General features: G+C 54.9%; 16 protein-coding genes and 2 tRNA genes. 9 read left to right on the top strand and 9 right to left on the bottom strand.

Annotated elements, in window-relative coordinates; all coding sequences use genetic code 11:
- Nucleotides 1–39: 39 nt before the first annotated feature.
- Nucleotides 40–714, bottom strand: coding sequence for a hypothetical protein (locus tag FYJ63_RS08355; RefSeq protein WP_229770082.1), 675 nt, complete (start codon nucleotides 712–714; stop codon nucleotides 40–42).
- A gap of 148 nt (nucleotides 715–862) precedes the next feature.
- Here FYJ63_RS08355 and pepN point away from each other — a divergent pair, with 148 nt between their 5' ends.
- On the top strand, nucleotides 863–3433 hold the full coding sequence (gene pepN, locus FYJ63_RS08350) for an aminopeptidase N (RefSeq protein ID WP_154545671.1): 2571 nt from the start codon (nucleotides 863–865) through the stop codon (nucleotides 3431–3433).
- Nucleotides 3434–3531: 98 nt separating this feature from the next.
- Here the strand turns inward: pepN and FYJ63_RS11220 are convergent, their stop codons facing one another.
- The 4 genes from FYJ63_RS11220 to ssb all read right to left on the bottom strand — a co-directional run bounded on the left by FYJ63_RS11220 (nucleotide 3532) and on the right by ssb (nucleotide 10820).
- A complete protein-coding gene (locus FYJ63_RS11220; RefSeq protein WP_338106890.1) occupies nucleotides 3532–5874 on the bottom strand; it encodes a PTS glucose transporter subunit IIBC in 2343 nt (780 codons plus the stop codon).
- A 175-nt stretch (nucleotides 5875–6049) separates the two neighbouring features.
- Entirely contained in the window at nucleotides 6050–8227 is a 2178-nt protein-coding gene (malQ, locus tag FYJ63_RS08340) for a 4-alpha-glucanotransferase (protein ID WP_338106889.1), read from the bottom strand.
- 264 nt (nucleotides 8228–8491) lie between these two features.
- Nucleotides 8492–10174 carry an energy-dependent translational throttle protein EttA gene (gene ettA / locus FYJ63_RS08335; RefSeq protein ID WP_154545669.1) on the bottom strand — a complete coding sequence of 561 codons (1683 nt, stop codon included), beginning with the start codon at nucleotides 10172–10174 and terminating at the stop codon, nucleotides 8492–8494.
- A gap of 109 nt (nucleotides 10175–10283) precedes the next feature.
- Nucleotides 10284–10820: a single-stranded DNA-binding protein gene (ssb, locus tag FYJ63_RS08330; protein WP_154545667.1), complete on the bottom strand. Its 537-nt coding sequence runs from the start codon at nucleotides 10818–10820 to the stop codon at nucleotides 10284–10286.
- Between the two features lie 197 nt (nucleotides 10821–11017).
- Between ssb and FYJ63_RS08325 the strand changes: the two genes are divergently transcribed.
- The 7 genes from FYJ63_RS08325 (at nucleotide 11018) to FYJ63_RS08295 (ending at nucleotide 14256) form a co-directional block, all read left to right on the top strand.
- Nucleotides 11018–11093: transfer RNA gene (locus FYJ63_RS08325), tRNA-Arg, on the top strand.
- Nucleotides 11094–11251: 158 nt separating this feature from the next.
- Entirely contained in the window at nucleotides 11252–11473 is a 222-nt protein-coding gene (locus tag FYJ63_RS08320) for a hypothetical protein (protein WP_229770081.1), read from the top strand.
- 58 nt (nucleotides 11474–11531) lie between these two features.
- Nucleotides 11532–11876 carry a zeta toxin family protein gene (locus FYJ63_RS11520; RefSeq protein ID WP_154545665.1) on the top strand — a complete coding sequence of 115 codons (345 nt, stop codon included), beginning with the start codon at nucleotides 11532–11534 and terminating at the stop codon, nucleotides 11874–11876.
- Nucleotides 11854–12162 (top strand): hypothetical protein, encoded by a 309-nt coding sequence (locus FYJ63_RS08310; RefSeq protein ID WP_154545663.1) that lies wholly within the window; start codon nucleotides 11854–11856, stop codon nucleotides 12160–12162. The genes FYJ63_RS11520 and FYJ63_RS08310 overlap by 23 nt, the downstream gene beginning before the upstream one ends.
- Nucleotides 12163–12224: 62 nt before the next feature.
- Nucleotides 12225–13424, top strand: coding sequence for an ROK family transcriptional regulator (locus FYJ63_RS08305; protein WP_338106888.1), 1200 nt, complete (start codon nucleotides 12225–12227; stop codon nucleotides 13422–13424).
- Between the two features lie 68 nt (nucleotides 13425–13492).
- Nucleotides 13493–14116: an oligoribonuclease gene (gene orn / locus FYJ63_RS08300; protein WP_154545661.1), complete on the top strand. Its 624-nt coding sequence runs from the start codon at nucleotides 13493–13495 to the stop codon at nucleotides 14114–14116.
- 65 nt (nucleotides 14117–14181) lie between these two features.
- Nucleotides 14182–14256, top strand: a tRNA-His gene (locus tag FYJ63_RS08295).
- Here FYJ63_RS08295 and FYJ63_RS08290 read toward each other — a convergent pair.
- A complete protein-coding gene (locus FYJ63_RS08290; protein WP_154545659.1) occupies nucleotides 14235–14429 on the bottom strand; it encodes a hypothetical protein in 195 nt (64 codons plus the stop codon). The genes FYJ63_RS08295 and FYJ63_RS08290 overlap by 22 nt on opposite strands.
- Nucleotides 14430–14567: 138 nt before the next feature.
- Between FYJ63_RS08290 and FYJ63_RS08285 the strand changes: the two genes are divergently transcribed.
- Nucleotides 14568–15965, top strand: coding sequence for an NAD(P)H-quinone dehydrogenase (locus FYJ63_RS08285; protein WP_154545657.1), 1398 nt, complete (start codon nucleotides 14568–14570; stop codon nucleotides 15963–15965).
- Between the two features lie 370 nt (nucleotides 15966–16335).
- On the opposite strand, the gene tet(W) is transcribed toward FYJ63_RS08285, so the two are convergent.
- The 3 genes from tet(W) to FYJ63_RS08270 form a co-directional block, all read right to left on the bottom strand.
- Complete coding sequence (gene tet(W), locus FYJ63_RS08280; RefSeq protein ID WP_154545655.1) at nucleotides 16336–18255, bottom strand: tetracycline resistance ribosomal protection protein Tet(W); 1920 nt, start codon at nucleotides 18253–18255, stop codon at nucleotides 16336–16338.
- Between the two features lie 371 nt (nucleotides 18256–18626).
- A complete protein-coding gene (locus tag FYJ63_RS08275; protein ID WP_441539838.1) occupies nucleotides 18627–19928 on the bottom strand; it encodes a plasmid recombination protein in 1302 nt (433 codons plus the stop codon).
- A gap of 502 nt (nucleotides 19929–20430) precedes the next feature.
- Nucleotides 20431–21585, bottom strand: coding sequence for a helicase RepA family protein (locus FYJ63_RS08270; protein WP_052792089.1), 1155 nt, complete (start codon nucleotides 21583–21585; stop codon nucleotides 20431–20433).
- Nucleotides 21586–21828: the final 243 nt, after the last annotated feature.

The raw sequence follows: 21828 nt of genomic DNA, 5'->3' as shown, positions 1-21828 counted from the left end.
CGTCAAGCCAAGTTTGTCACCGATTTGAGGGGGAGATGACTATTTCTGAGGCTCGTTCCAGGTCCAGGTTTTCAAAACCGTGTCGATAATCGGCTTATAGGTTTCCAAAGCGTAATCAGGCACATCTTGCTTCAGGGCATAGGCGTGATTGTTCCCCGAGACCATCGTCATGAAGGCCGTCATTTCGACTTCTTGATAGCGATATTTCCAGCTCATTGAGAGGACATTAAGTCCTTCCACCTTGGTGGGGTGCAAGACGGTAAACTCCGTGAAGTCCTTATAGATATCGTCTTCCTTCAGTGTTGCCTTCACCACGTCAGGATCAGAAGTCGCTTTCGCGTGGTCAATCACCAGCGCGGGAATATACCCGTTCAAGGCCAAATCTGATGGCAGCGACAAAATCACCTGCGCATCTGGGAGTTTTTGTCCACTAACCGCGTCATAAGCGTCCAGATAGTTCGGCGGGATTTGAATCCGAAATGCCCCGTCTTTGCCGTTCACCCAGCCGTCAGGGGCGGGGGCCGCATTAACCGGCTGGTTCCACTGGGAGTCAGGTTTATCGGTTGGACCCCCGCAGGCGCTCAGCAGCAGCCCGCCGAGAATCACCGCGAGGAGCAAACTCAGCGCCCGAATGCTTCTACAAGAAAGTCGTGAGGCGCACGGGGAAGACGTCAGCAACTGTGCGGCACGGCCATGTACGCTGGGGAACCCCATCTGCGCCTCCTTTCGATAAGTTCAAGTTTAGGCTAAGGGCAGGACAAATGCAGACTTCTCCGTGCTGATTCTTCGACTAAAGTCGCTAAGACGTGCAACAATGGCTTAGGTATTTATTTCTAGAATGCGAAAAAACAAAGGAGCCAGCATGCCGGGACAAAACTTGACGCGCGAAGAGGCCGCAAACCGCTCTGAGATCATCGTTGATGCTCACTACCGGGTCAATCTTGACCTAACCAAGGGAGACAAGATTTTCGAGTCCATAACGGAAGTCGACTTCCAGGCTCGTGAAGGAGCGTCAACCTTTATTGACCTCATCGCCGACACGGTCCATGAAATCACCTTGAACGACCAAAGTCTCGACCCTGCGACCTATGAGGACTCCCGCATTCCCCTCCCCGACCTCAGGGAACACAATCATCTCCGGGTAAAGGCCGACTGCCTCTATATGCACACCGGCGAGGGCATGCACCGCTTCACTGATCCCGAGGACAACAAATCCTACGTTTATACCCAGTTCGAAGTGCCAGACGCCAGACGCGTTTACACGGTGTTCGAGCAGCCCGACATCAAAGCGGACTTCACTTTCACGGTGACGACCCCGCCGGACTGGAAGGTGTTGTCCAACTCACCTTCTCCGGAACCAGAGATTACCCCGGACGGGTCAAAAGCCATCCACCGCTTTACCCCGACAGAGAAAATCTCTTCCTATATCACTGCGATTATTGCTGGCCCCTACGAGGGCTCCACCGGCGAGCTCACCAGCATCGACGGGCGGACCATCCCGCTCGGGGTTTACTGCCGCGCCTCAATGGTGAAGCATCTCGACGCCGAGGAGATTATGGACATCACCCGCGCCGGCTTCGCCTATTACGAAAACGCCTTTGAACGCCCCTATCCTTTCCGTAAATACGACCAGATTTTCGTGCCGGAATATAACGCGGGAGCGATGGAAAACGCGGGCTGCATCACCTTCCGCGACGAATACGTCTTCCGTTCCCGTCCCGTCGAAACCCGCGTGGAGCGCCGCGTCGAGACGATTTTACACGAGCTGGCTCACATGTGGTTTGGGGACCTCGTCACCATGAAATGGTGGAATGACCTGTGGCTGAACGAGTCCTTTGCTGAGTTTATGTCGACGAAAGCGACCGCGGAGGCCACCAAGTGGACCGACATTTGGACGACCTTCTCGGCTTCGGAAAAGACCTGGGCTTATCGTCAAGACCAGCTCCCCTCCACCCATCCGGTCGTCGCGACTATCAACGACCTCGAAGACGTCCAGGTGAACTTCGACGGAATTACCTACGCCAAGGGTGCCTGCGTGCTTTCCCAGCTAGTGACCTACGTCGGTTGGGACAATTTCCGGACCGGTATCCGGCGCTATTTCGCGAAGCACGAGTGGAGTAACGCTACCCTTGCTGACCTGCTCACCGAGCTCGAAGAGGCCTCCGGGAAGGACTTGCGGGCTTGGTCAAAGGCATGGCTCGAGGAAGCGGGTATGACCTGGATAAAGCCTGCTCTGGAACGTCACGAGGACGGTACCATCGCTTCCTTGCGGATTGTCCAGGAGGTCTTTACCGAAGGAGCGAGCCTCCGTCCCCAGCGCATCAGCGTCAGAGCCTATAACCTCGAGGAACGTGAGGACCACAAGGTCTTTGTCCCCGGTCATGAGGAGGAGTTTGATCTCGAAGGCGAGGGCGTCGACTTGCCCGGTTTCGCGGGTCAAAAGGCAGACGTCTTGATGGTCAATGACCGCGATTTGGCCTACGGCAAAGTCCGGTTAGACGAAGACTCTTTGGGGAAAGCCTGCGACTATATTGGCGCTTTCGAACAGTCCCTCCCTCGTTCCCAGGTTCTCACCGTGTTGTGGGACATGGTGCGTGACGGGGAAGTTTCGGCGCGAAAGTTCGTGGAGGTTGCCTTGCGGGCGCTGGTGGTGGAAACTAATTCAACAGTCGTTTCAGTCACTTTACGGGGCATAAATCAGGCTCTGGAGTCTTATATTCATCCCGCAAACCGCGCAGATATCGCCAAGACTACCGGTGAAACTCTGAAACGTTTAGCTCGCTTTGCCAAGGCCGGATCCGATGCCCAGCTCCAGCTCGTGCGCGCTGCCGCTCGGTGTGCTACTACGCCCGAAGATATTCAGTCTGCCGCCGATCTCTTCACAGGCCAAGAATCTCTCACCGGTCTCACTCTCGATGCGGAAATGCGCTGGAATCTCTTGACTTCCCTAGCCACTTCCGGGAAAGTCTCTCTAGAAGAAATCAATGCGGAGCTCCGGCGCGATGACACCGTGAACGGTCGCGAGCGAGTCCTGGAAGCCAAGGCAGCACTGCCCGATACCGCCCAGAAGTCAGCGGCTTTCGAGTTGATTTATGCGGACTCGAGCCTGACCAATGACCAGCTCGGCAGTCTCATTGCCGGCTTCAATCGAGGAAAAAACCCGCGCTTGTTGGCTCCCTATGCGTCGCGCTATTTCGATTCCATTGTGGACACCTATCGAGACAAGACCCACGAAATCGGTGAACAGATTATTGAAGGGCTCTATCCTTCCGAACTGGTTGGCTTCGAGGACACGGGAGTGGACGTGCTCGCGCTCACCCGCGATTGGCTCTCCGCCAACGCGGATGCTCCGGCAGCCTTGACGCGGATGATGAAAGAAAACCAGGCCATCGCCGAGCGCATCGCCACCGCCCAGGCTCGCGACCTCGGCTGATTCCCGAGCCGGTTTTTACCAATGGGGACGGGCCAAATTGGTAAATCCCCCTCCAGGGTTTTACCAAAATGAGCCCGAACCATCCCCGCTAGAATCGTCTACTGGTAGGGGTACCCTTGCGGCGGGTACGGATATCCCGCGGGGTAACCTGGCATTCCTGGGCGTGGCGCCGCATTCGGGTACTGGGCAGCAGACTCCTCCGTGCTCTGGGCCTCCACCGGATATTGCGCCTCTGGTCCCTCGGGATAGACAGCGTCAGGGGCAGAGGAAGCTTCTTGGTATGGCTGCGGGGCGTAGGGTTGTTCCACCCCAGGCTCCCCGTATTGCTGTAGATAGCCGTTTTGTGAGTAATCCACTTGCGAATACCCGTCGGCGCCATAGCCTTCCGGTGGATACGTTGTCGGGGACTGGTATGACTGCGGGGGATAAACCGGCTGTGGGTAGTAATCTGCCTGGTAGCCCGCGGAATAATCAGCAGGTTCTCCCGCAAATCCTCCCTGATAATCCGGGTAGGTAACTTCGGGATAAACCGGATTGGGCTCGCTAGAGACAGGCTCGCTCAGCTGGGGCTCGCTAGGCACAGGCTCGCTTGGCTCAGGCTCGCCCCCAGTCGGCATCTGCGGCGCGTCCGCCAGCTGACTAGCGAATTCCTGCTCTGTCGCCGTTGTGGTGGCAGGCTGCGCCGGTATATCCGCGCTAGGCTCCGGCTCTGCTGAGACGTTGGCGACCTCCGGACTGGTCTTGTCACCTACGGCGTCTTTACCAGTTTCTTCCGCTTTGATTTCGTCCCGATAGCTCCCTCTGATTTCTTTAGAGACATTGTTGGGTCCCGCATTGTCCAGATCCGCTGATCCCTTTCCGCGCGCATCGGACTCATTGTCCGCAGCATGTATCGCGGCATCTTTCGCGGGTTTCTCGCCCTCGCTTCCTGCATTCTTCCCGTGTTTGCCAACGGGAGTGGGAATTCCCATAAAGGGCTTGGTGATATAGGGAACCCCGAAACCAGGTAGGCTGATTTTTTTGCCGCGCCGCCCCATAATCAGCATCCCCATGATGACGTAGATGGCGGCGAAGAAAATCCCCAAAATAACGAGTAGAATCGCGCCAGTTCCAGATTTTTGCCACCGGAGCAAATCGATCAGTCCCGGGCCTCCCGCCCAGCCAACAGTAATGGCTAAAACCGCGGTAATCGCGTAGGAAAGCGCGGAGGCCACCATGTGAGCCAGGAGCAACACGGGCGCAGAGAAGACCAGCATGAAAATCCCCACCTTTTCGGCTCCCGCCAAGAAAGTCGACAGGATGACGAGCCAGTAGAGAATCTTCCAGTACTGCCGGTTCTCACCTCTGAGTTGGAACCACAACACCAGGAACAGCGCGGTTAGCCCGAAGCCCACCACCGGATATCCACCGGCCAGGAACAGAGCCTGCTGGCCTTCGATTTGAGACCCCCCGTAGATGAAACAAGTGTAGGAGCCGTTTAGAGTGTCCCCGCTCGGAGTTTGGCAAGATCCGTAGAGCTTGAACGGCGTAATATCGAGCAAACTACCCCAACCGGTCACTTCCGCCAGTGGATGCAGGAAGCCGTAGATGGCAGCGGCAACCGGCTCCGGCGCCGTTTTGAACAGGGCACCCAATCCCAGCACCACAACTAGGTAGAGAAGCTGATAGACCACGCCGGTGAGGATCCCGAGGATAACGCCGGCAGTGGCGGTGATAATAATCACCAAGGGAATGCCGCTGACCATGCGCGCCCAAGTCGTGACGCGGCGGAACCTGAAGGTGGACCAGCAAGCTGCCGAAAGGAAACCGACTAGAACTCCACCGAATAGCCCCAGGTCGATTCCGGCAATGGCTCCTGAAGTTGCCCCTGTGGAATACTGGGAAAGCGCGGTAGTTGCCCCGATGTATCCCGACCACCCGGACAGAACCGCTAAAGCGACCGCAGCATTGGGTCGTTTGGCGGCAGCAAAAGCCAGCATGAACGCGACCATCAGCGGGAAATAGGACTCCATCGCCGCCCCGACGTAATAGAGGATATCGGCAATCGGGAGCACAGATTTCAGAGAGCTGCCGAGACCCTGGTCTCCGATAATGTCGGCTTGTCCGAGCCGCTTCGTCAAAACCCCAACGCAGAGAATCAAGGTTCCCACGAAGAAATATTCCAAAAAATGCCGGTACCAGTCATCAGCAAAAAACCTGTCGAAAAGACGAGAGCGTGGAGGCTTTTCCCCCGTCTTCTCCTGAGGATGGGAGTCTCCGCGGCGAGGTTTCAAGTTTTTCGCGCTCGGGCGGGTCTTCCCACCCGAGACTTTCTTCGCGGTGCTGCCTGATTTTAGAGCTGAATCCCCGGATGAAGTGGCTTCCGCGCGCAACTTCGCGGGAGTGGCCTCACTAGTCGGGTTCTTCCCAGGCTTTCCCGCAGGATTCTTTTTCAAAGGCACGCTGACGCTTCCTTCCCTCATTCACAGTTACGGCAGGTATTGTTAGATACTATTTTGCCCCAAAACACGGACTTTTTTACTATTTTTCGTGGAAACGTCAGAAATATCCCTTCCGAAAAGTCCCCGAATTGGTTCAACCAGCTCCCAATATCAGGCTAGCCCTTGCTGAATCCTTCTATTCAAAGGCGTATTCCTCTTCCGAGGCGCCCGGATGAATCGTTTCGTTCATGCACTGGCAAATCTCGGTAACCCCGACGTAATACTCCAGTTCCTCGACCTTCAGGGGGTGTCCGAGGGAGTCAGCAAGGGGAATCCGCCAATTGGGGTATTCGTTATTGGTTCCCGGCTGGTTTTGCATCCGCATGTCCCCCACCGCATCCACCAACGACACTACCGCCAATTTCGCGGGACTGGTTCCAATAAAGCGATGCAACCCGAGAATCAACTCCCACTCGGTAGGATCCTCGTTGTCAATAAAGCCCAAACTGTAAAGTACCCCAACCACTTCACCAATATCTTCCGCGAGGCCGCGCTTGGCCTCCTCCAAAGATGTGGGAAGAATCTCCAGTCGGTCTTGAACAATGAGGTGTTGGGCTCGCAAATACCCCAAGGTGGGAGGAAGATCGTGGGTATTCACTGCGGCCATGCACATCTCGCGATATTGATCCGGCAGTCGGAAAGAATTGTCGGGATTCTTTTCAAACCACAACACGGATGTCCCAAAAATCCCTCGTTCCTCCATATAGTCTCGCACCCAGTCCTCCACCGTGCCGAGGTCTTCACCGACTACTAGCGCTCCTGCGCGTGAGGCCTCCAGAAGCAGAATTCCCACCGTGGCTTCATGGTTGTATCGCACATAGGTTCCCTCATTCGGTTTCGCCCCTTGGGGAATCCACCACAGCCGCAATAGCCCCATCAAGTGGTCGATGCGTAAGGCGCCGCAGTCATCAAGGGCGGCGCGGATGATACTACGCAGGGGCTCCCAGTTGTGATGCCGCATGAAACGCGGGTTGAGAGGCGGCTGGGACCAGTCTTGGCCGAGTTGGTTGTACATATCCGGCGGGGCGCCAACTGACATGGAGGTAACATAGGCTCTCGGGAGAGACCAGGCATCCGCCCCATATTTATGGACTCCCACCGCGAGGTCATTCATAATCCCTATCTTCATTCCCGCCAGGAGCGCGGTTTGTTGGGCTTCGTGGAGCTGGGTGGAAGAAACCCACTGTAGCCAGCAGTAAAACTCGATTTCCACTTTGAGCTCTTCGCGGAGTTTAGCAACCTCGGGACTATCGATATCGGCTAGTTCCCCCGGCCAAGGCCCACTACCGAGCTTGTCATAGATGGCGCACCACAGCGCAAAGTCTTCCAAGGATTGTCCGCGGTTTTTCTTGAACTCTTGGAAGATGAGCTCTCTCGAACGGGAGCGAGGGAGCTTGAAGATCAGTTCCAACGCCTCGCGTTTGGCTTTCCAGGAGCGGTCTCGGTCGATTTGTTTCTCGCGGTCGGGGAAAAACAAGTCATTGGCGGCTTGTGCAAAGGCCACCTTGACTTTGGCGGTTCCTTCCGAGTCCAAGACATTGAACTCGGGAATATCGTTGGGACGAATATAAAGCGGGTTCAAGAACCGGCGCGAAACCGGCAGGTACGGCGAAGGCGTAATCGGCAGGCTCGGCTCCCCCGCGTGCAGGGGATTGGTCAAGATGAAATCCGCGCCAAACTTTCCAAAGATTCGCCCGAGACTTGATAAATCCGAGAAATCGCCCATTCCCCAAGAGCCCCGCGAGGTGAGGGAATAGAGTTGGGTCATCATTCCCCAAGAGCGCTGATTCTCCAGGTATCCCAACGACAAGCGGTCCGGAACGACCGCGATTTCCGTGTCGAATTCTCCTTCGACCGTTTTTGCCTTCAAGCGGTGGTATCCGAGAGGCATTTCGGGAGGGAGAAAGAAAGTGGCTTCCCCGATTCGCTTGTCCGCAAAATCCCGAGGGCTAACCCACTTGTCGATTTGTTGCAGAGTAATGGTTTCACCGGCTTCTGTCTCCACCAAAACCTCCAGGTCGGTACCGTCGGGAACGTGAACCGGTATCTCGGCACCTGTCGATTGGCGGACCACCCAGCCGGGCTGCAGGGTTGCCAACCAATATTCTTCTTCCAGCCTCGTAAAAGCGCGGTCGATGTCTCCGGGTTCTTGCAGCGAAAATCCGAGCGCATCAAGCACTTTCATCAAAGTCAGTTGGGTGACTTGGTGGTATTTTCCAGCAAAATCCCACCAGTCTGTGTCCACTCCCAGGCGCCTGGCCAACTCTTGAACCTGGGGAAAATAGCCCTCCAGGTAATGCGTAGTCTCGTTCACTGCGTTCGACCCTCAAACAGTCTTTCTCTTGAGTCCCTTCAAGGCGCGCCTGAACCTTCGTAAAATCCAGGTACACCTTTGGACGGCTTTTACTGCATTCAGTTTAGCCGTAAAAGCGCTCGTTGTATCACGCTTAACTCACATTCGAGGTTTCCGCCGCCGACTACTCAGAGCCCAGCCGACAAGGCCTTACCTCTTTTACGTAACGAAGTGTGGCCAAAAAGGTATGACCCGGCGACGTAGTGGCATAGCTGCCTAGTGAGTCTACCCCCGCGTCAGCTTCCGGTAAGTCACCCGGTGCGGTCTCGCTGCTTCCTCCCCCAGCCGCTTAATCTTGTTAGCCTCATACCCCTCAAAGTTGCCTTCAAACCAATACCAGTTCGCCGGATTCTCCTCGGTGCCTTCATACGCCAAAATATGGGTAGCCACGCGATCCAGGAACCAGCGGTCGTGGGTGATAACCACCGCGCATCCCGGGAATTGCAGCAAGGCATTTTCGAGCGAGCCCAAAGTCTCAACATCCAAGTCGTTGGTCGGCTCGTCAAGCAGCAGCAGGTTCCCGCCCTCTTTCAAGGTCAGAGCCAGGTTCAAGCGGTTCCTCTCCCCGCCGGAGAGAACCCCAGCCGGCTTTTGCTGATCGGCTCCCTTGAACCCGAAGGCGGAAACATAGGCTCGAGACGGCATCTGGACCTTGCCGACTTCAATAAAGTCAGCTCCGTCAGAAACCACCTCCCACAAGGTCTTATTAGGGTCGATTCCCGCACGGTTTTGATCGACATAAGAAATCTGAACAGTTTCTCCGATTTTCAGCTCCCCAGCGTCAAGCGGCTCGAGCCCCACAATCGTCTTGAACAATGTCGTTTTGCCAACCCCGTTCGGGCCGATAATCCCGACAATGCCATTTCGTGGAAGACTAAAGGACAGGTCTTCAATAAGAACCCGATCCCCGAATCCTTTCTTGAGGTTCTTCGCTTCAATCACGGTGGTTCCCAAGCGCGGCCCCGGCGGAATCTGGATTTCCTCAAAGTCGAGTTTCCTAGTCTTTTCCGCTTCCGCCGCCATGGCTTCATACGCTGCCAGACGCGCCTTTGACTTGGCCTGACGTCCCTTCGCCGAAGAACGCACCCATTCCAGCTCGTCTTTCAAGCGCTTCGCCAGTTTGGCATCCTTTCGTCCCTGGACCTCGAGACGTTCCTCCTTCTTCTCGAGATAAGTCGAGTAGTTACCCTCGTAGGGATAGAGGTGTCCCCGATCGACTTCAGCAATCCAGCCAGCCACGTGATCCAGGAAGTAACGGTCGTGGGTGACAGCAATTACCGCGCCTTGATACTGTTTGAGGTGCTGTTCAAGCCACAGCACCGACTCAGCGTCAAGGTGGTTGGTGGGTTCGTCCAGCAGGAGCAAGTCTGGAGCTTGCAACAAGAGCTTACACAGCGCCACGCGGCGACGCTCCCCTCCGGAGAGAGTCTTCACATCCGCGTCTCCCGGCGGGCAGCGCAACGCGTCCATCGCTTGTTCCAACTGGTTATCAAGATCCCAGGCATCAGCAGCATCGATTTCTTCCTGAAGTTTGCCCATTTCCTCCATGAGTTTGTCGAAATCAGCATCCGGATCAGCCATCTGGGCCGAAATCTCGTTGAAGCGATCGAGCTTGGCCTTAATTTCCGCCACGCCTTCTTCCACATTCCCCAGCACGTCTTTGTCTTCGTTCAGGGGAGGTTCCTGGAGCAAAATGCCGACTGAATACCCTGGCGAAAGAATGGCCTCGCCGTTACTGGGCTCATCCATTCCCGCCATAATCTTCAAGATTGTGGACTTTCCGGCGCCGTTGGGGCCGACCATGCCGATTTTTGCTCCCGGCAAAAAGGCCATGGTGACGTCATCAAGAATCAGCTTGTCGCCAACTTTCTTACGGGCTTTGACCATCTGGTAGATGTATTCGCTCATGCTTTCCTTTTGCAGCTTGACGGCTTTAGCCGTGGCGGACTCCCCCGATGCCAGAGTAGCAAGCGGGGGTGGGGCAATAGAGTAGCCCCACCCCCCATGCTATCTGAAATTAGAAAGGCACGCCTGCGGCGGCTCCCACGAGGGAAGATTCTTCGACTTCGTCAATTTCTTCGACGAGTTCATCAGGAACCTCCGTGACTTCGGTGAGGGCTGGGGAGGTGGCTTCTCCCGGTTCCAGATCGAAACTGGTGGTTTCTTCAGGTTTCTTCTCCTCGGCATACTTGACGTTCAAGGTCGCAGCGTGGACAAGGTCAATGCCGATATGGGTCAGGTGCAAGGCGATATCGGCGCGTTCACTCACCACTCCGGTGTTTTTATCGGTGTGGTCGTAGGTCCCTACCACGATCCGCCCCTGCGCCACTACCGGATCGCCCTTGTGCAGCGACTTAGCAATATTGAGCGCGAGCGCTCCCCATGCTTTGCAGTTGAACCAGATGGTTTCACTTTCTCGCCATTTTCCGTCCTGGTCTCGGTAATTGGAGGAAGTGGCGAGGCTAAATTTCACCCACTTTGTCCCGCTCGCTCCTTCGCGCAACAGTGGGGTATTTCCCAGGCGACCGTTGACGGTCACATTCATCGAACTCATGATTGTCTCCTTTCGGCGCATTTTGCGCCAGTAACTGAGGTTGATCCCGGTTGGTATCGAGCCCAGTTTTCAAGATTTTTCGAGCTTCCCCAAGCGGAAATTTTTTACCATGTGGAAAACGGGTTTTCCACAGGGGGATTAAACGTTGAAAATACGTTAAGCTGGCCTAGTTAACGGTTTTAAATCAAGCCGTTTTAGCCTCCGTAGCTCAATGGATAGAGCACCGGCCTTCTAATCCGACGGTTGCAGGTTCGAGTCCTGTCGGGGGCGCCATTAAACAGGGTCTGACCTGTGGGTTTTATTTTTTCTAAGTGTGGATAGACGTGTCTGCAACGGGTCTGAGTCCTCATTAGTGACCTTATCTTCTGGTTTCTCAACCTCTGAGAACCGGCTCAATACTGGTAAAACCAGCTCGGAGGGAAGGGGTCAATATGATTCGCAACGACTACGAGGACTATTCAGACACGGTACTTTACGACGTGTTCTACGAGGCGGGAACAATGCTAGGCGGGTGGCTCACTGAAGCGCAGGACAGAGCGGAAGCACAAGGAGATAAATCATTGGCCGTTGCGCTGTTCCAGGAGCAGCTTGAACTCGTCCGCGAGCGGGATTTGGTTTACGCTCGCGATAGGGCACGCAAATCGCCAAGATAAAGAAATGGGAAGCTAGCCGAGCCGAACTTGACGTTAACAAGATTCCGGTTGCCGTGTAATGGAAGATGAGGCCATTATCTCCCGCTGGGAGAACAGAGTTAAGCCGCTTGTATTCGCCGATGTTACGACAAGTCATAACCCTGTGACTGTTTTTCTTGGTGGGCAACCTGGCGCGGGTAAAACGCAAGCTACCAAAATTGCTCAACAGCAATTTGGAGATAACTACCTTGTCTCTATAGTTGGTGATGACTTTCGTCGATTTCATCCCGATTTCAAGTACCTAATGGAGACTGACCCGCTGAGGATGCCAGACGTGACCGCCCGCGCGGTGAACGCCTCCCAATGCCCACGACGAGACAATAAAGAATCTTGTAAATACGGTGCGCCTGATTCTCACCCCTGAAAACGGCCATTCCCTTATGGACGAAGTCACTATCACCAATCGTCAAGGCGAGCTACTTTACAACGGGATCCCAAATGATGGCGCGGTGCAAGCATTTATTCAAAGCTTCGAGCGAAAACTCACCCTGCCCGAAGCCCGCATGATAACCGACACACTGCCAGCGCTCGAAGCCGGACACCAACGGTTCACTGCCAACAACTTATCCGCCGCCAAAGTCATAGACCGAATCCGTCAAAGCATCGGCGAACCCACCAACTGGGAGTCACAGGCTGGCACACTTAGCTAAATTCCTCTTCATTCCTCGAACAAAAAACACACAAATCTCTACTTTTTTGTTAAAATGACCGAGTGGCAATCGAAAATCTCTCCGGTCCAGGTTCGCCGTCTTCACTGCGTATGGCGAACCAAAAACGCGTATTAGCTGCCATCATTGACGCTGGCGGCATCTCTCAGGCGGAAATTTCTCGCCGTACGGGTCTAGCACCCGCAACAGTTTCCAATATTGTTCGAGAGCTGACGGATGTCGGTATTTTGAGACTGGCAGAAGCTGCTTCGGGACGTCGCGGTAATACCATCGCTTTCGCTCCCGACATCGGCTACGCCATGGGGGTTTCCATCGAACGCGAACAGGTTCGGGTCGGTATCGTGACCCTGGACCACACGATTGTGGACACCCAAATCCTCCCCATGGCCCGCGGTTTTTCCGCAGAGGAAGGCCAAGAAAAGGCGGTTGACCTCTTCGACGCCATGATGGCTCAGCGCGGACTAAAGAATTCTCAGGTCGTCGCTGGTTGTGTGGTAGTGGCGAATGCGGTCCGCTCCGATGGCACCCTGTCTTATTCAACTTCGATGATTCCGGGATGGAACGGGGTAAATCTCGAAGAAAAAGCCCAGGCTATTGCCCCTTTCCCCATCCTGACCGAAAACGACGCCAATGCCGGGGCGCTGGCGGAACACATGTGGGGCGAGGCTCGAGATATTGATGACTTTATCTATGTGGAGGCTTCTTTCGGTATCGGCGCGGGTATCATGAACAACGGCCAAATCCTTTACGGCACTGGTGGCATTTCCGGCGAAATCGGTCATCTTCCCGTTCCTGGATACACCACTTTGTGCAAGTGCGGGGGAACCGGTTGTCTGGAAACAGTAGCCTCCGTAAGCGCGATTCTCTCTTCGCTCCAAGAAATCGGTCTTTCGGTTCATTCACTTTCCGATCTTTTCCGCTTGATTGATGAAGGCGATGTTCGCGTTATCCGTCGGGTTCAAAAGGCCGCAACCGCAATGGGATATGTTTTGGCCCAGACCTGCAATATCCTGAATCCAAAGATGATCGTCATCGGCGGGGTGCTCTCCAACGCCGGCAGCCTCTACCTGAACCAGGTTCGGGAAACCATCAACGAAGTGGCGCTACCCGACTGCGCCTCTGACATGGAGCTTCGCTTGAGCAAACTCGGATCTGCGGGTCCCTTGCGCGGAGCCATGACGAAAGCCGTCAGCATGGCTAATCTCGACGCGATTCTCCAAAAGTTCCTCTTGGAAGATGCCTAGAGTTTCGGGAGTCGCGTTTGCAGGTTAGGCTTGAATAAGAACTCTGATAAAGGAAGCTAGTGAGGTAGATGACTAAAGCGAAAACTGATCCGCTGGTGTGGGTCGATTGCGAGATGACCGGCCTGGACTTGGAAAAGGACGAGTTGATTGAAATTGCAGTTATTGTGACGGATTTCGATTTACAACCACTTGATTCGGGCATTGATTTGTTGATTAAACCTAGCGAATCGGCGCTGAACCACATGGGTGAGTTCGTTCGCGAAATGCACACCAAGTCGGGTCTTCTCGCTGAGCTCGACAGTGGTTTGTCGATTGAAGAAGCCTCTCAGCAAGTGCTTGACTATGTAAAACGTTTCGTTCCTGAGGCCGGAAAAGCGCCGCTGGCGGGGAACTCGGTCGGGACAGACAAGACATTTTTGCAAAAGCAGATGCCGGATCTCGTGGGCTGGTTGCACTACCGGATTGTGGATGTGTCGTCGATTAAGGAGCTGGCTTCGCGATGGTTCCCGCGAGTCTACGGTATGGCTCCGGAAAAATTCGGGAACCATCGGGCGCTTGGGGATATTCAGGATTCCATCAACGAGCTGCGCTATTACCGTGCGGCCTTGTTCCCGAACGGTGACGGCCCGAGTGCTGACGAGTTGAGCGCCACCGCGAAACAGGTCACCGAGACTTCCGCTTTCAAGAGTTAGGTTCCGAGTTTCGCTACAGCGGAAAATCTTGTAAAATAGTCTGGTTGCTTATTTTGCAATAAATGGTGGCTGTAGTTCAGCGGTAGAGCACCTGATTGTGGTTCAGGATGTCGCGGGTTCAAATCCCGTCAGCCACCCCACTAAAATCGCGGAACCGCAACGAAAACCAGTCTTGCGCCGCTCCAAGCGTGACACGGGCGTGACGCAGAGGGGGAAAATCATGCAAGGCATCACCCCCATCACGCACCGAGACGGCACCGTCGTGTACCGCGTAAGGTTCAGGCTCACCCCAGGCGCTAATCCCGTCAGCCACCCCAGGGATGGTTGAGAGTATTTTAAGTTGAAAAGTCCATTCACTAAGTGGTTGGGTTTTGTTCCGGCTCTCCCCAACCGGCTCCTCTAATAACTCCAAAACGTCACCCCCACCCCGAAGCTCTGACAAAATAGAGTCATGGCAAAAAACGAAATCACGGTGGTTATTATTGGCGGTGGCCCAGGCGGCTACGAAGCGGCAGCTCAAGCCCGAGTTCACGGGGCGCGCACGATTCTGATCGAAGAGCAGGGTCCCGGTGGCTCTGCTGTTTTGACCGATGTTATCCCCTCAAAAACCCTGATCGCCTCCTCCGTCTGGATGGACAATGTCCGGCGTGCCGGCGAGCTCAACATCATCGAAGAAGGCAGTTCCTATACCGCCGATGTCTTGGGCATCTTCCAAAGGGTAGGAAGAATGGCCGCAGCTCAAAGCGAGGAAATCACTCACCGGCTAACGGAAGATGGGGTGGAGATCATTCACGGTCGCGGTGAGGTCTGTCCCGAAACTGGCGAAAATGGGATGCGGATTGTGAAGGTGGGCGAGCGTCGCTTCGAAGCGAACGCGGTCATCATTGCCACTGGCGCCCGCCCCCGCAAGCTCGACCGCGCCATGCCGGACGGAAAGCGCATCCTGACTTGGAAACAAATCTATTCTCTGAAAGAAGTCCCGGAACACCTCATTGTGGTCGGTTCTGGTGTGACCGGCGCCGAATTTGCTTCGGCTTTCAATTCTGTGGGCGTAAAGGTTACGCTCGTGAGTTCTCGAGACCGCGTTCTTCCCAATGACGACCCCGATGCGGCGCGTCTCATTGAGGAAGTCTTCAAGAAGAATGGCGTCAATATCTTCCCCAATTCCCGCGCGGAAGCGGCTCGCGTGGAGGATGACAAAGTTATTGTGACGCTCCACGACGGCCGCGAAATCGAGGGATCCCACGTCTTGATGGCTGTGGGTGCGATTCCGAACACGGACAAGATGGGATTGGAAGAGGCCGGGGTGGAGCTCGACGAGCGCGGGTTCATCAAGACGGATCGGGTTTCGCGCACGACCGCAAACCGCATCTATGCCGCAGGGGACTGTACCGGCGTCTTCTTGCTGGCTTCGGTGGCCTCGGCGCAAGGGCGTCTCGCGATTGCGCACGCCCTTGGTGATGCAGTGGAGCCCCTCGAACTCTCACAGGTTTCCTCCAACATTTTCACAAACCCCGAGATTGCCGCGGTCGGGGTCACCCAGGCCCAGGTAGATTCCGGAGAGGTAGATTGCGTCAGCGTTATTTTGCCGATTGCCCGCAACGCGCGGGCGCGGATGCGGGGCATTGATGAAGGCTTTGTGAAGCTCTTTGCGAGGCGGCGCACTCGGACGATTGCGGGAGCGGTTATCTGTATTCAATATGCGGGCGAATTCATTTTCCCGCTTACTCTCGCCGTGAAAAACCGCCTGACCGTCGACCAGTTCGCCGGCACTTTCACGATTTACCCGTCAATCTCCGGCACCATCACTGAAGCGGCCCGTTCTCTTCACAAGATGGTCGAAGACTAAACGGCATCAACCTAGCCGGCGGGTCAGGAGCCTCACCGGCGTAGCCAGCGGGTCAGACCTCTTCGGCGTAATGAGCGCAGCGAGTGTAGCAGAAAGGGTCTGACCCAAACGGCGTAGCCGATTAACAGCCATCTACTCCCACTCGTTGTTGGGCATCATATTTAACGGATTTTGCTTCATAAATTTGATACCTCATTTTTTTGATTATTTGATGTGTCCATATTATCCAGCCCTATACGATGGGCTGTTATCAAATTGTTATCGGTGGTGATAACGGGGGGTAGCAGGGTTGTTGTTTTCTCTGGTGGTTTACAACTACATTTTACCACGAAAGGCAGGGAAATGCAATAACCATCCTTGCTGTGGCGTATCAAGGAATCTTACTGAACATATGGCGCACCTTATCCAAACGGCTGTTTGGACGACGGGGCTGGATGATTGGCTCGCCGACAGTGGCCTGATACCCTTTCAGTTCCGTCAGGCACACACTCCGCCCGTTGGTGTAAAAGGCCAAATCAGTACGGTATGCCTGTATGCAACGGGCGGGAATCTCGCCAGTAAAGACAACTTCATCCTTTTTTACCTGGGCCGTTTCAATGGTGGCACAGTATTTCGGCGCATCATGATAAGCCCTGGAAAGGTATTCCTGGGGTGCATAGAGGGTGAAGGAGAGATAAGGTTCCAGCAACTGCGTCCCTGATTCCTTCAATGCCTGTTCCAATACAATCGGGGCCAATGAGCGGAAGTCCGCCGGCGTGCTGACCGGACTGTAATAAAGCCCGTATTCAAAGCAAATCTTACAGTCCGTTACGTTCCAGCCGAACAAGCCCTGCTCCAGCCCGTAACGGATACCATCCCTGACAGCGTTTTGAAAACTCTGGTTCAAGTATCCCAGCGAAACCCGGCTCTCGTATTGTACACCGGAGCCAAGCGGGAGTGGTGTAACAGACAGTCCGATGGATGCCCAAAACGGGTTGGGCGGCACCTCGATATGGATGGTGTGGCTGGCTGCTTTGAGCGGCCGCTCCATATAAATGACGGTGGGTTCCTTTACCACTGTTTCAAGCTTGTATTTTTCCGACAGCAAAGCGGAAACAACCTCCAACTGCACCCGGCCCAAAAAAGAAAGAATGATCTCATGGGTGATGGAATCCACCTCGCAGCGCAAAAGCGGGTCAGTATCCGCAAGTTGCGTAAGAGCGTCCAGCAGCCGTTCTCTTTGCGCTGCCGTTTTCGGCGCAATCGACGTCCGCAGCATGGGGAGGGGGTCCTCACGCCACCTTTTACGAGGGAGCCGGGTTGGGTCCCCTAATACATCGTTTAACCTCACGCTGTCGCTGGGAAGAATGACAATTTCGCCCTTGTGGGCGGTGTCTGTCCGAACAATCTCCCCTTTGGATGGAATACGCATCTCTGTGATTTTCAGCTTTTCTCTCCCGGCCAGAGCCACCGTATCCCGCAGGCGCAGCGTTCCGCTGTATAGCCGCAAATAGATGAGCCGCTGGCCACAATCTGTATACTCCACCTTGAAAACGCTGCCGCATAGGGCGTCGCTCCCCTGTTCCCCAATCGGTTGGAACAGCCCTGTCACCGCATCCATCAACGGTTGAATGCCAAGGCCCTTTTTGGCGCTGCCATGATAGACCGGGAACAGGGAGGCGTCTTGAACCCGCCGCTGTTCCTCCTGCGCAAGTTCTTCCCGGCTGATTGGTTCTCCTGCGATATACTTTGCCAATAACTCATCGTTATTTTCGATGACCGAATCCCACACCTCTGCACTAGTGTTTTCTGTCAGAGTTATTTTCGAGGACAGCGACACTGTCTGCTTGATGATAATATCAGCGGAGAGCTTATCCCGAACAGACTGATACACGCCCTGCAAATCAACGCCAGCCTGGTCGATCTTATTGATAAAGATAACGGTGGGAATGTCCATTTTCCGCAGGGCATGGAACAGAATACGGGTCTGGGCCTGCACACCATCTTTAGCGGAGATCACCAAGATGGCCCCATCTAAAACAGCCAAAGAGCGGTACACCTCCGCCAAAAAATCCATGTGGCCGGGCGTATCCACAATGTTGACTTTACATCTGTGCCACTGGAAGGAAGTGACTGCCGCTTGAATGGTAATCCCACGCTGCCGCTCCAAAAGCATGGTGTCCGTCCTCGTTGTCCCTTTTTCGACGCTCCCCGGTTCTGAAATGGCTCCGCTGGCATATAGCAGGCTCTCCGTCAAGGTTGTCTTTCCAGCGTCTACATGGGCAAGAATCCCGATATTGATAATGTTCATGTCTATCCTCCATACAAGGCCCAAATGGGCGCAAAAATCCCCAGCGGCTAATACTTTTACCGCTGGGGATCATGACTTCGGACAAACAGAAGTATGACGGCTTACATGAGCCGCTGTCCGTCACGATATTTACTAAAAAGGCAAAAGTATTCTTAAATTGGGTACAAAAACTAAGCCCCTGCAAGGGGCAATCATTTTTGCGCCCATTATCAAATTTTATTTAAGAATACCTTGCCGCATATTTGGTAGACTCCTCAAATCAGGATAATAGCAGTATATCATAGTACACTCTAAAAAACAAGAAATTATTTTACCCGATTCCCCAAATAAATCAGGAGGGCATTCACTGGAACACCCTCCGTTTTTGGTGATTATCGTGCGCCTAATCTTGCTTTTTGCCTTGCGTCCCGTTTCCGTTCCTTTTCAGCCTGTTCCTGCTGGTAAGCGGCCTCTAATATTCTGTCCGCCTGTTCCGGGCCAATGGCCCGCCTGACCCGCTCATAGTCCCTGACCTTTCCCTTTAGACTGTCCCTCTCGGCGCAGACCTCGTAAATCCTTTCTGATAAGGAACTATTTTTGCTGACCTCCCGGCCATAGTCCGCTTGCAGCCGCTCAAATTTGGATTTGAGGTCGCAGTAGGCCCGGTAGACAGACCGCAGCACCTTGACGATCTTCGCCCATAAGGGCTTGGCCTTTTTCTCCCGGTAGGCCCTGGCCGATTCCAGCGGTCCCGCTTCTGGCAAGACCTGTTCCGGGTCGCTGGAAAATTCCTCCGCCAGCTTCTCCATGCCTTTCAGCATGTGGGCCACATCGTTTAGTTTGGCCTTGGCCTGGGCCGCTTCCTTTTCGGCAGCTGCCGCCTCCCTGTTCCTTCGGTCAACCTCGGCCTGGGCCAGCACAGCCGCCTCCTGAAGCTGTGCAAGCCGCTCCTGTTCACACTTCACCTTGAACTGCGTGACCGTCAGATGTTCCTCGGAACTGCCACGCTCTCCACGCTCCAAGTCCGTGTAGCCAGCGGAGCGCATCTGCTGAAAGAAATCATCCTGCAAGACGCTGTACGACTTTCTCAGCACAGGCTTGCCCTTTGCTGTTCGTAATGGCTCCCCGGTGGCCTCGTCTACTGCGGGCTGGGATGCCCACTTTTTGCTCATGCTGACCTGCATAACGGTTTCTTTGACCTTGCCCACCAGGGATTTGTCCTTGCACCGCTTTGTCCATCGTATCTCCTTCTCCACCACCGGGATATAGACCACATGGAGGTGGTAGTGGTACACGTCCTCTCCCAGCGCCTCGGACATAGCCCGGTTGCGTTCGTCGGCGTGCATGACCGCCGACAAAATATACTGCTCTCCACCTACGATTTTGATTGCGGATTTGTATGCGTCGGTGTAAAATTGTTTTGCGAAGTCATAGCCGCCGTGATTGTAGAAGTAGGCGGAGTTCACATCAAAGACCAACTCACCGTATCGAAATGCGTCCGCCTTAATGCCACGGGTGGAGATCACACCATCGGCCTCCATTTGGGAGAACATCTCCTGATACCCTGCGGATGGGACCTTGAAATGGACATTGAGCGACGTCCGCTCTGGTACAATGTCCTGGTTGACATAGGAATCCTTCTCGCGTTCGTTGTGCTGCTGGGTGTTGCCGATTTTAGCAGCGGTCATCCTCATATTTCTTGCGTTGGTGCGGTCAATGCCGTCGCCTCTCGCCATAGGCAAAAATCCTCCCATTTCAGATGTTTGGTTGTTGAAAATGGACGGGGGTTCGGGGAAGGCACTTCCTGCGGGAAGTGTAATAACCCACTATGACACTTTCGCCCCGTTGGTGCGAAAGTGCCGTGGGCTCTCCGAGGGGGTGCGGGGGCTTTGCCCCCGGCAACTGCGGTTGCCTCCCCCAGCAGGGCCGCCCTTTGAAAAGGGCGCCCTGCACCCCGCCTAAACTTTTCCACTCGCCGTTGGGCAGGTGGAAAGGCACAGCCTTTCCACCACCCGGCAAGTGTCCTCCGTGGGCCAAATATCAAGGGGTTCGGGTTGTATTGCCTTGCGGCAATCTCCACCCACAGGTATGCCCCCTTGACATTTGACCCCGCTCCCCGTGACAGCCGTGACGACCGTGACGATGTTTTGGACACCGCCCCCGCTCTCAAAAAAGCCGTCACAGCCGTCACGGTCGTCACGCTTGGGGAGGATCCAGGGTCAGGCTGATACTTCTCCCGGCGTGGGTGCGGGTGTTCTCATAGCGGATATGATAGTCCGTTGCCAGTTTCCCGGCCCGGACGTTCAGCCGCATCGCCAAGGCATTGGGCTTCATATCCACTTGCAGGGCTGCCGCCAACTCCGTGGCCGTACCGCCCCAGGACGGCCTCTCCGCCGTGATAAAGGCGGCTACGGCCTCCAGCACCGGGTCGGGGGGTTCTACCCACAACTCCGTTTCCATCCGCTCCAGTGTCCATGTCAGGTGTTCCTTGTCCTTAATGAGATAGAGCCGCTGGTCTTGCTGGTCACGTCCTACCACATCCAAGGTGGCGGTGCCGTCCGTCCGCTTCTCCTTCTGAAGAAGAAAGGCCCCGTCTGCTGCCCCCGACAGGCCGTTGGTGCCGGAGATCATATCAAACTTGTCGTCGGCCTGCTGCTTCCGAGTGTGATGTACCAGTAGGAGGCAGACGCCGCAAGCGTCAGCAAGGCGTTTCAGCTTTCCTACCACCTCATAATCGTTGGCGTAGCTGTACTTATCCCCGCCAGCCTCCCGAATCTTCTGAAGGGTGTCAATGATAATCAGTTTGGTGTCTGGGTGTTCCTGCACGAATCGCTTTAGCTGTTCCTCCAGCCCGTTGCCGACCTGCTTTGCGCAGATGGAAAAGAGGAGGTCGTTGGTGCCGTCCATGCCGAACATCCGGTAAAGCCGCTCCTGCAAGCGACGGTGATCGTCCTCCAGCGCCAGATAGAGGACAGTCCCCTTGTGAACGGGATAGTCCCACAGGGGGAGGCCCATGCTGACGTGGTAGGCAAGCTGGGCCATCAGAAACGACTTGCCTACCTTGGGCGCTCCCGCAAAGAGGTACGTCCCCGGATAGAGCAGACCGTCAATGACGGGCGGTCTGCTCTGATAGACGTTCTCGTACAACTCGTTCATGGAAATCGTGGGGAGATACGCCGGGTCGTTCATGCGCTGCATTTTCCGCAGCAGTTCCGCATAATTTTTTTCAGGGGGATTGTTTTCTGTCGTTTCCTCTGTTATACTTGCGGTAGGTGTTTGTGAAATGGGCTGTTCCCCGTCTGCGCCAACAGACGGAACCGGGACAGTCCTTTTCGTTTCTCTGGAATCCATCAATCTATCAATCCTCCTTCATGCCGCCCATGATAGCGGCGATCATCTGAATGGTGTCCAGCAGTTCATCGTCCACGCCAGCCCCGTCCTCGGCCCGCCGCAGTTCGTCCAGAACGGCGGGTTAAAGGACAAATTGTGTGTTTTTTATCCGGGATTTTTGTTGTTGTAGAGCCTTAAAGTCGGGTTGAAAGTTGGTTTGGCTGAACTTTGGGGTCGGTCAAATTGTGTGTCTGTTTTCCCGGG

Origin of the sequence: Mobiluncus porci, assembly GCF_009695935.1 — a bacterium.
Taxonomy (GTDB): Bacteria; Actinomycetota; Actinomycetes; order Actinomycetales; family Actinomycetaceae; genus Mobiluncus; species Mobiluncus porci.
Note: the sequence above shows the minus strand (reverse complement) of the source record. Positions and strands in the feature narration are given on the sequence as shown.

Coding starts and splice junctions, on each gene's coding strand:
- FYJ63_RS08270 (WP_052792089.1), bottom strand. CDS start 21,585: ATGGATTCCAGAGAAACGAAAAGGACTGTCCCGGTTCCGTCTGTTGGC.
- FYJ63_RS08285 (WP_154545657.1), top strand. CDS start 14,568: ATGGCAAAAAACGAAATCACGGTGGTTATTATTGGCGGTGGCCCAGGC.
- ettA (WP_154545669.1), bottom strand. CDS start 10,174: ATGAGCGAATACATCTACCAGATGGTCAAAGCCCGTAAGAAAGTTGGC.
- FYJ63_RS11520 (WP_154545665.1), top strand. CDS start 11,532: ATGGAAGATGAGGCCATTATCTCCCGCTGGGAGAACAGAGTTAAGCCG.
- FYJ63_RS08355 (WP_229770082.1), bottom strand. CDS start 714: ATGGGGTTCCCCAGCGTACATGGCCGTGCCGCACAGTTGCTGACGTCT.
- orn (WP_154545661.1), top strand. CDS start 13,493: ATGACTAAAGCGAAAACTGATCCGCTGGTGTGGGTCGATTGCGAGATG.
- FYJ63_RS08320 (WP_229770081.1), top strand. CDS start 11,252: ATGATTCGCAACGACTACGAGGACTATTCAGACACGGTACTTTACGAC.
- FYJ63_RS08275 (WP_441539838.1), bottom strand. CDS start 19,928: ATGAGGATGACCGCTGCTAAAATCGGCAACACCCAGCAGCACAACGAA.
- ssb (WP_154545667.1), bottom strand. CDS start 10,820: ATGAGTTCGATGAATGTGACCGTCAACGGTCGCCTGGGAAATACCCCA.
- pepN (WP_154545671.1), top strand. CDS start 863: ATGCCGGGACAAAACTTGACGCGCGAAGAGGCCGCAAACCGCTCTGAG.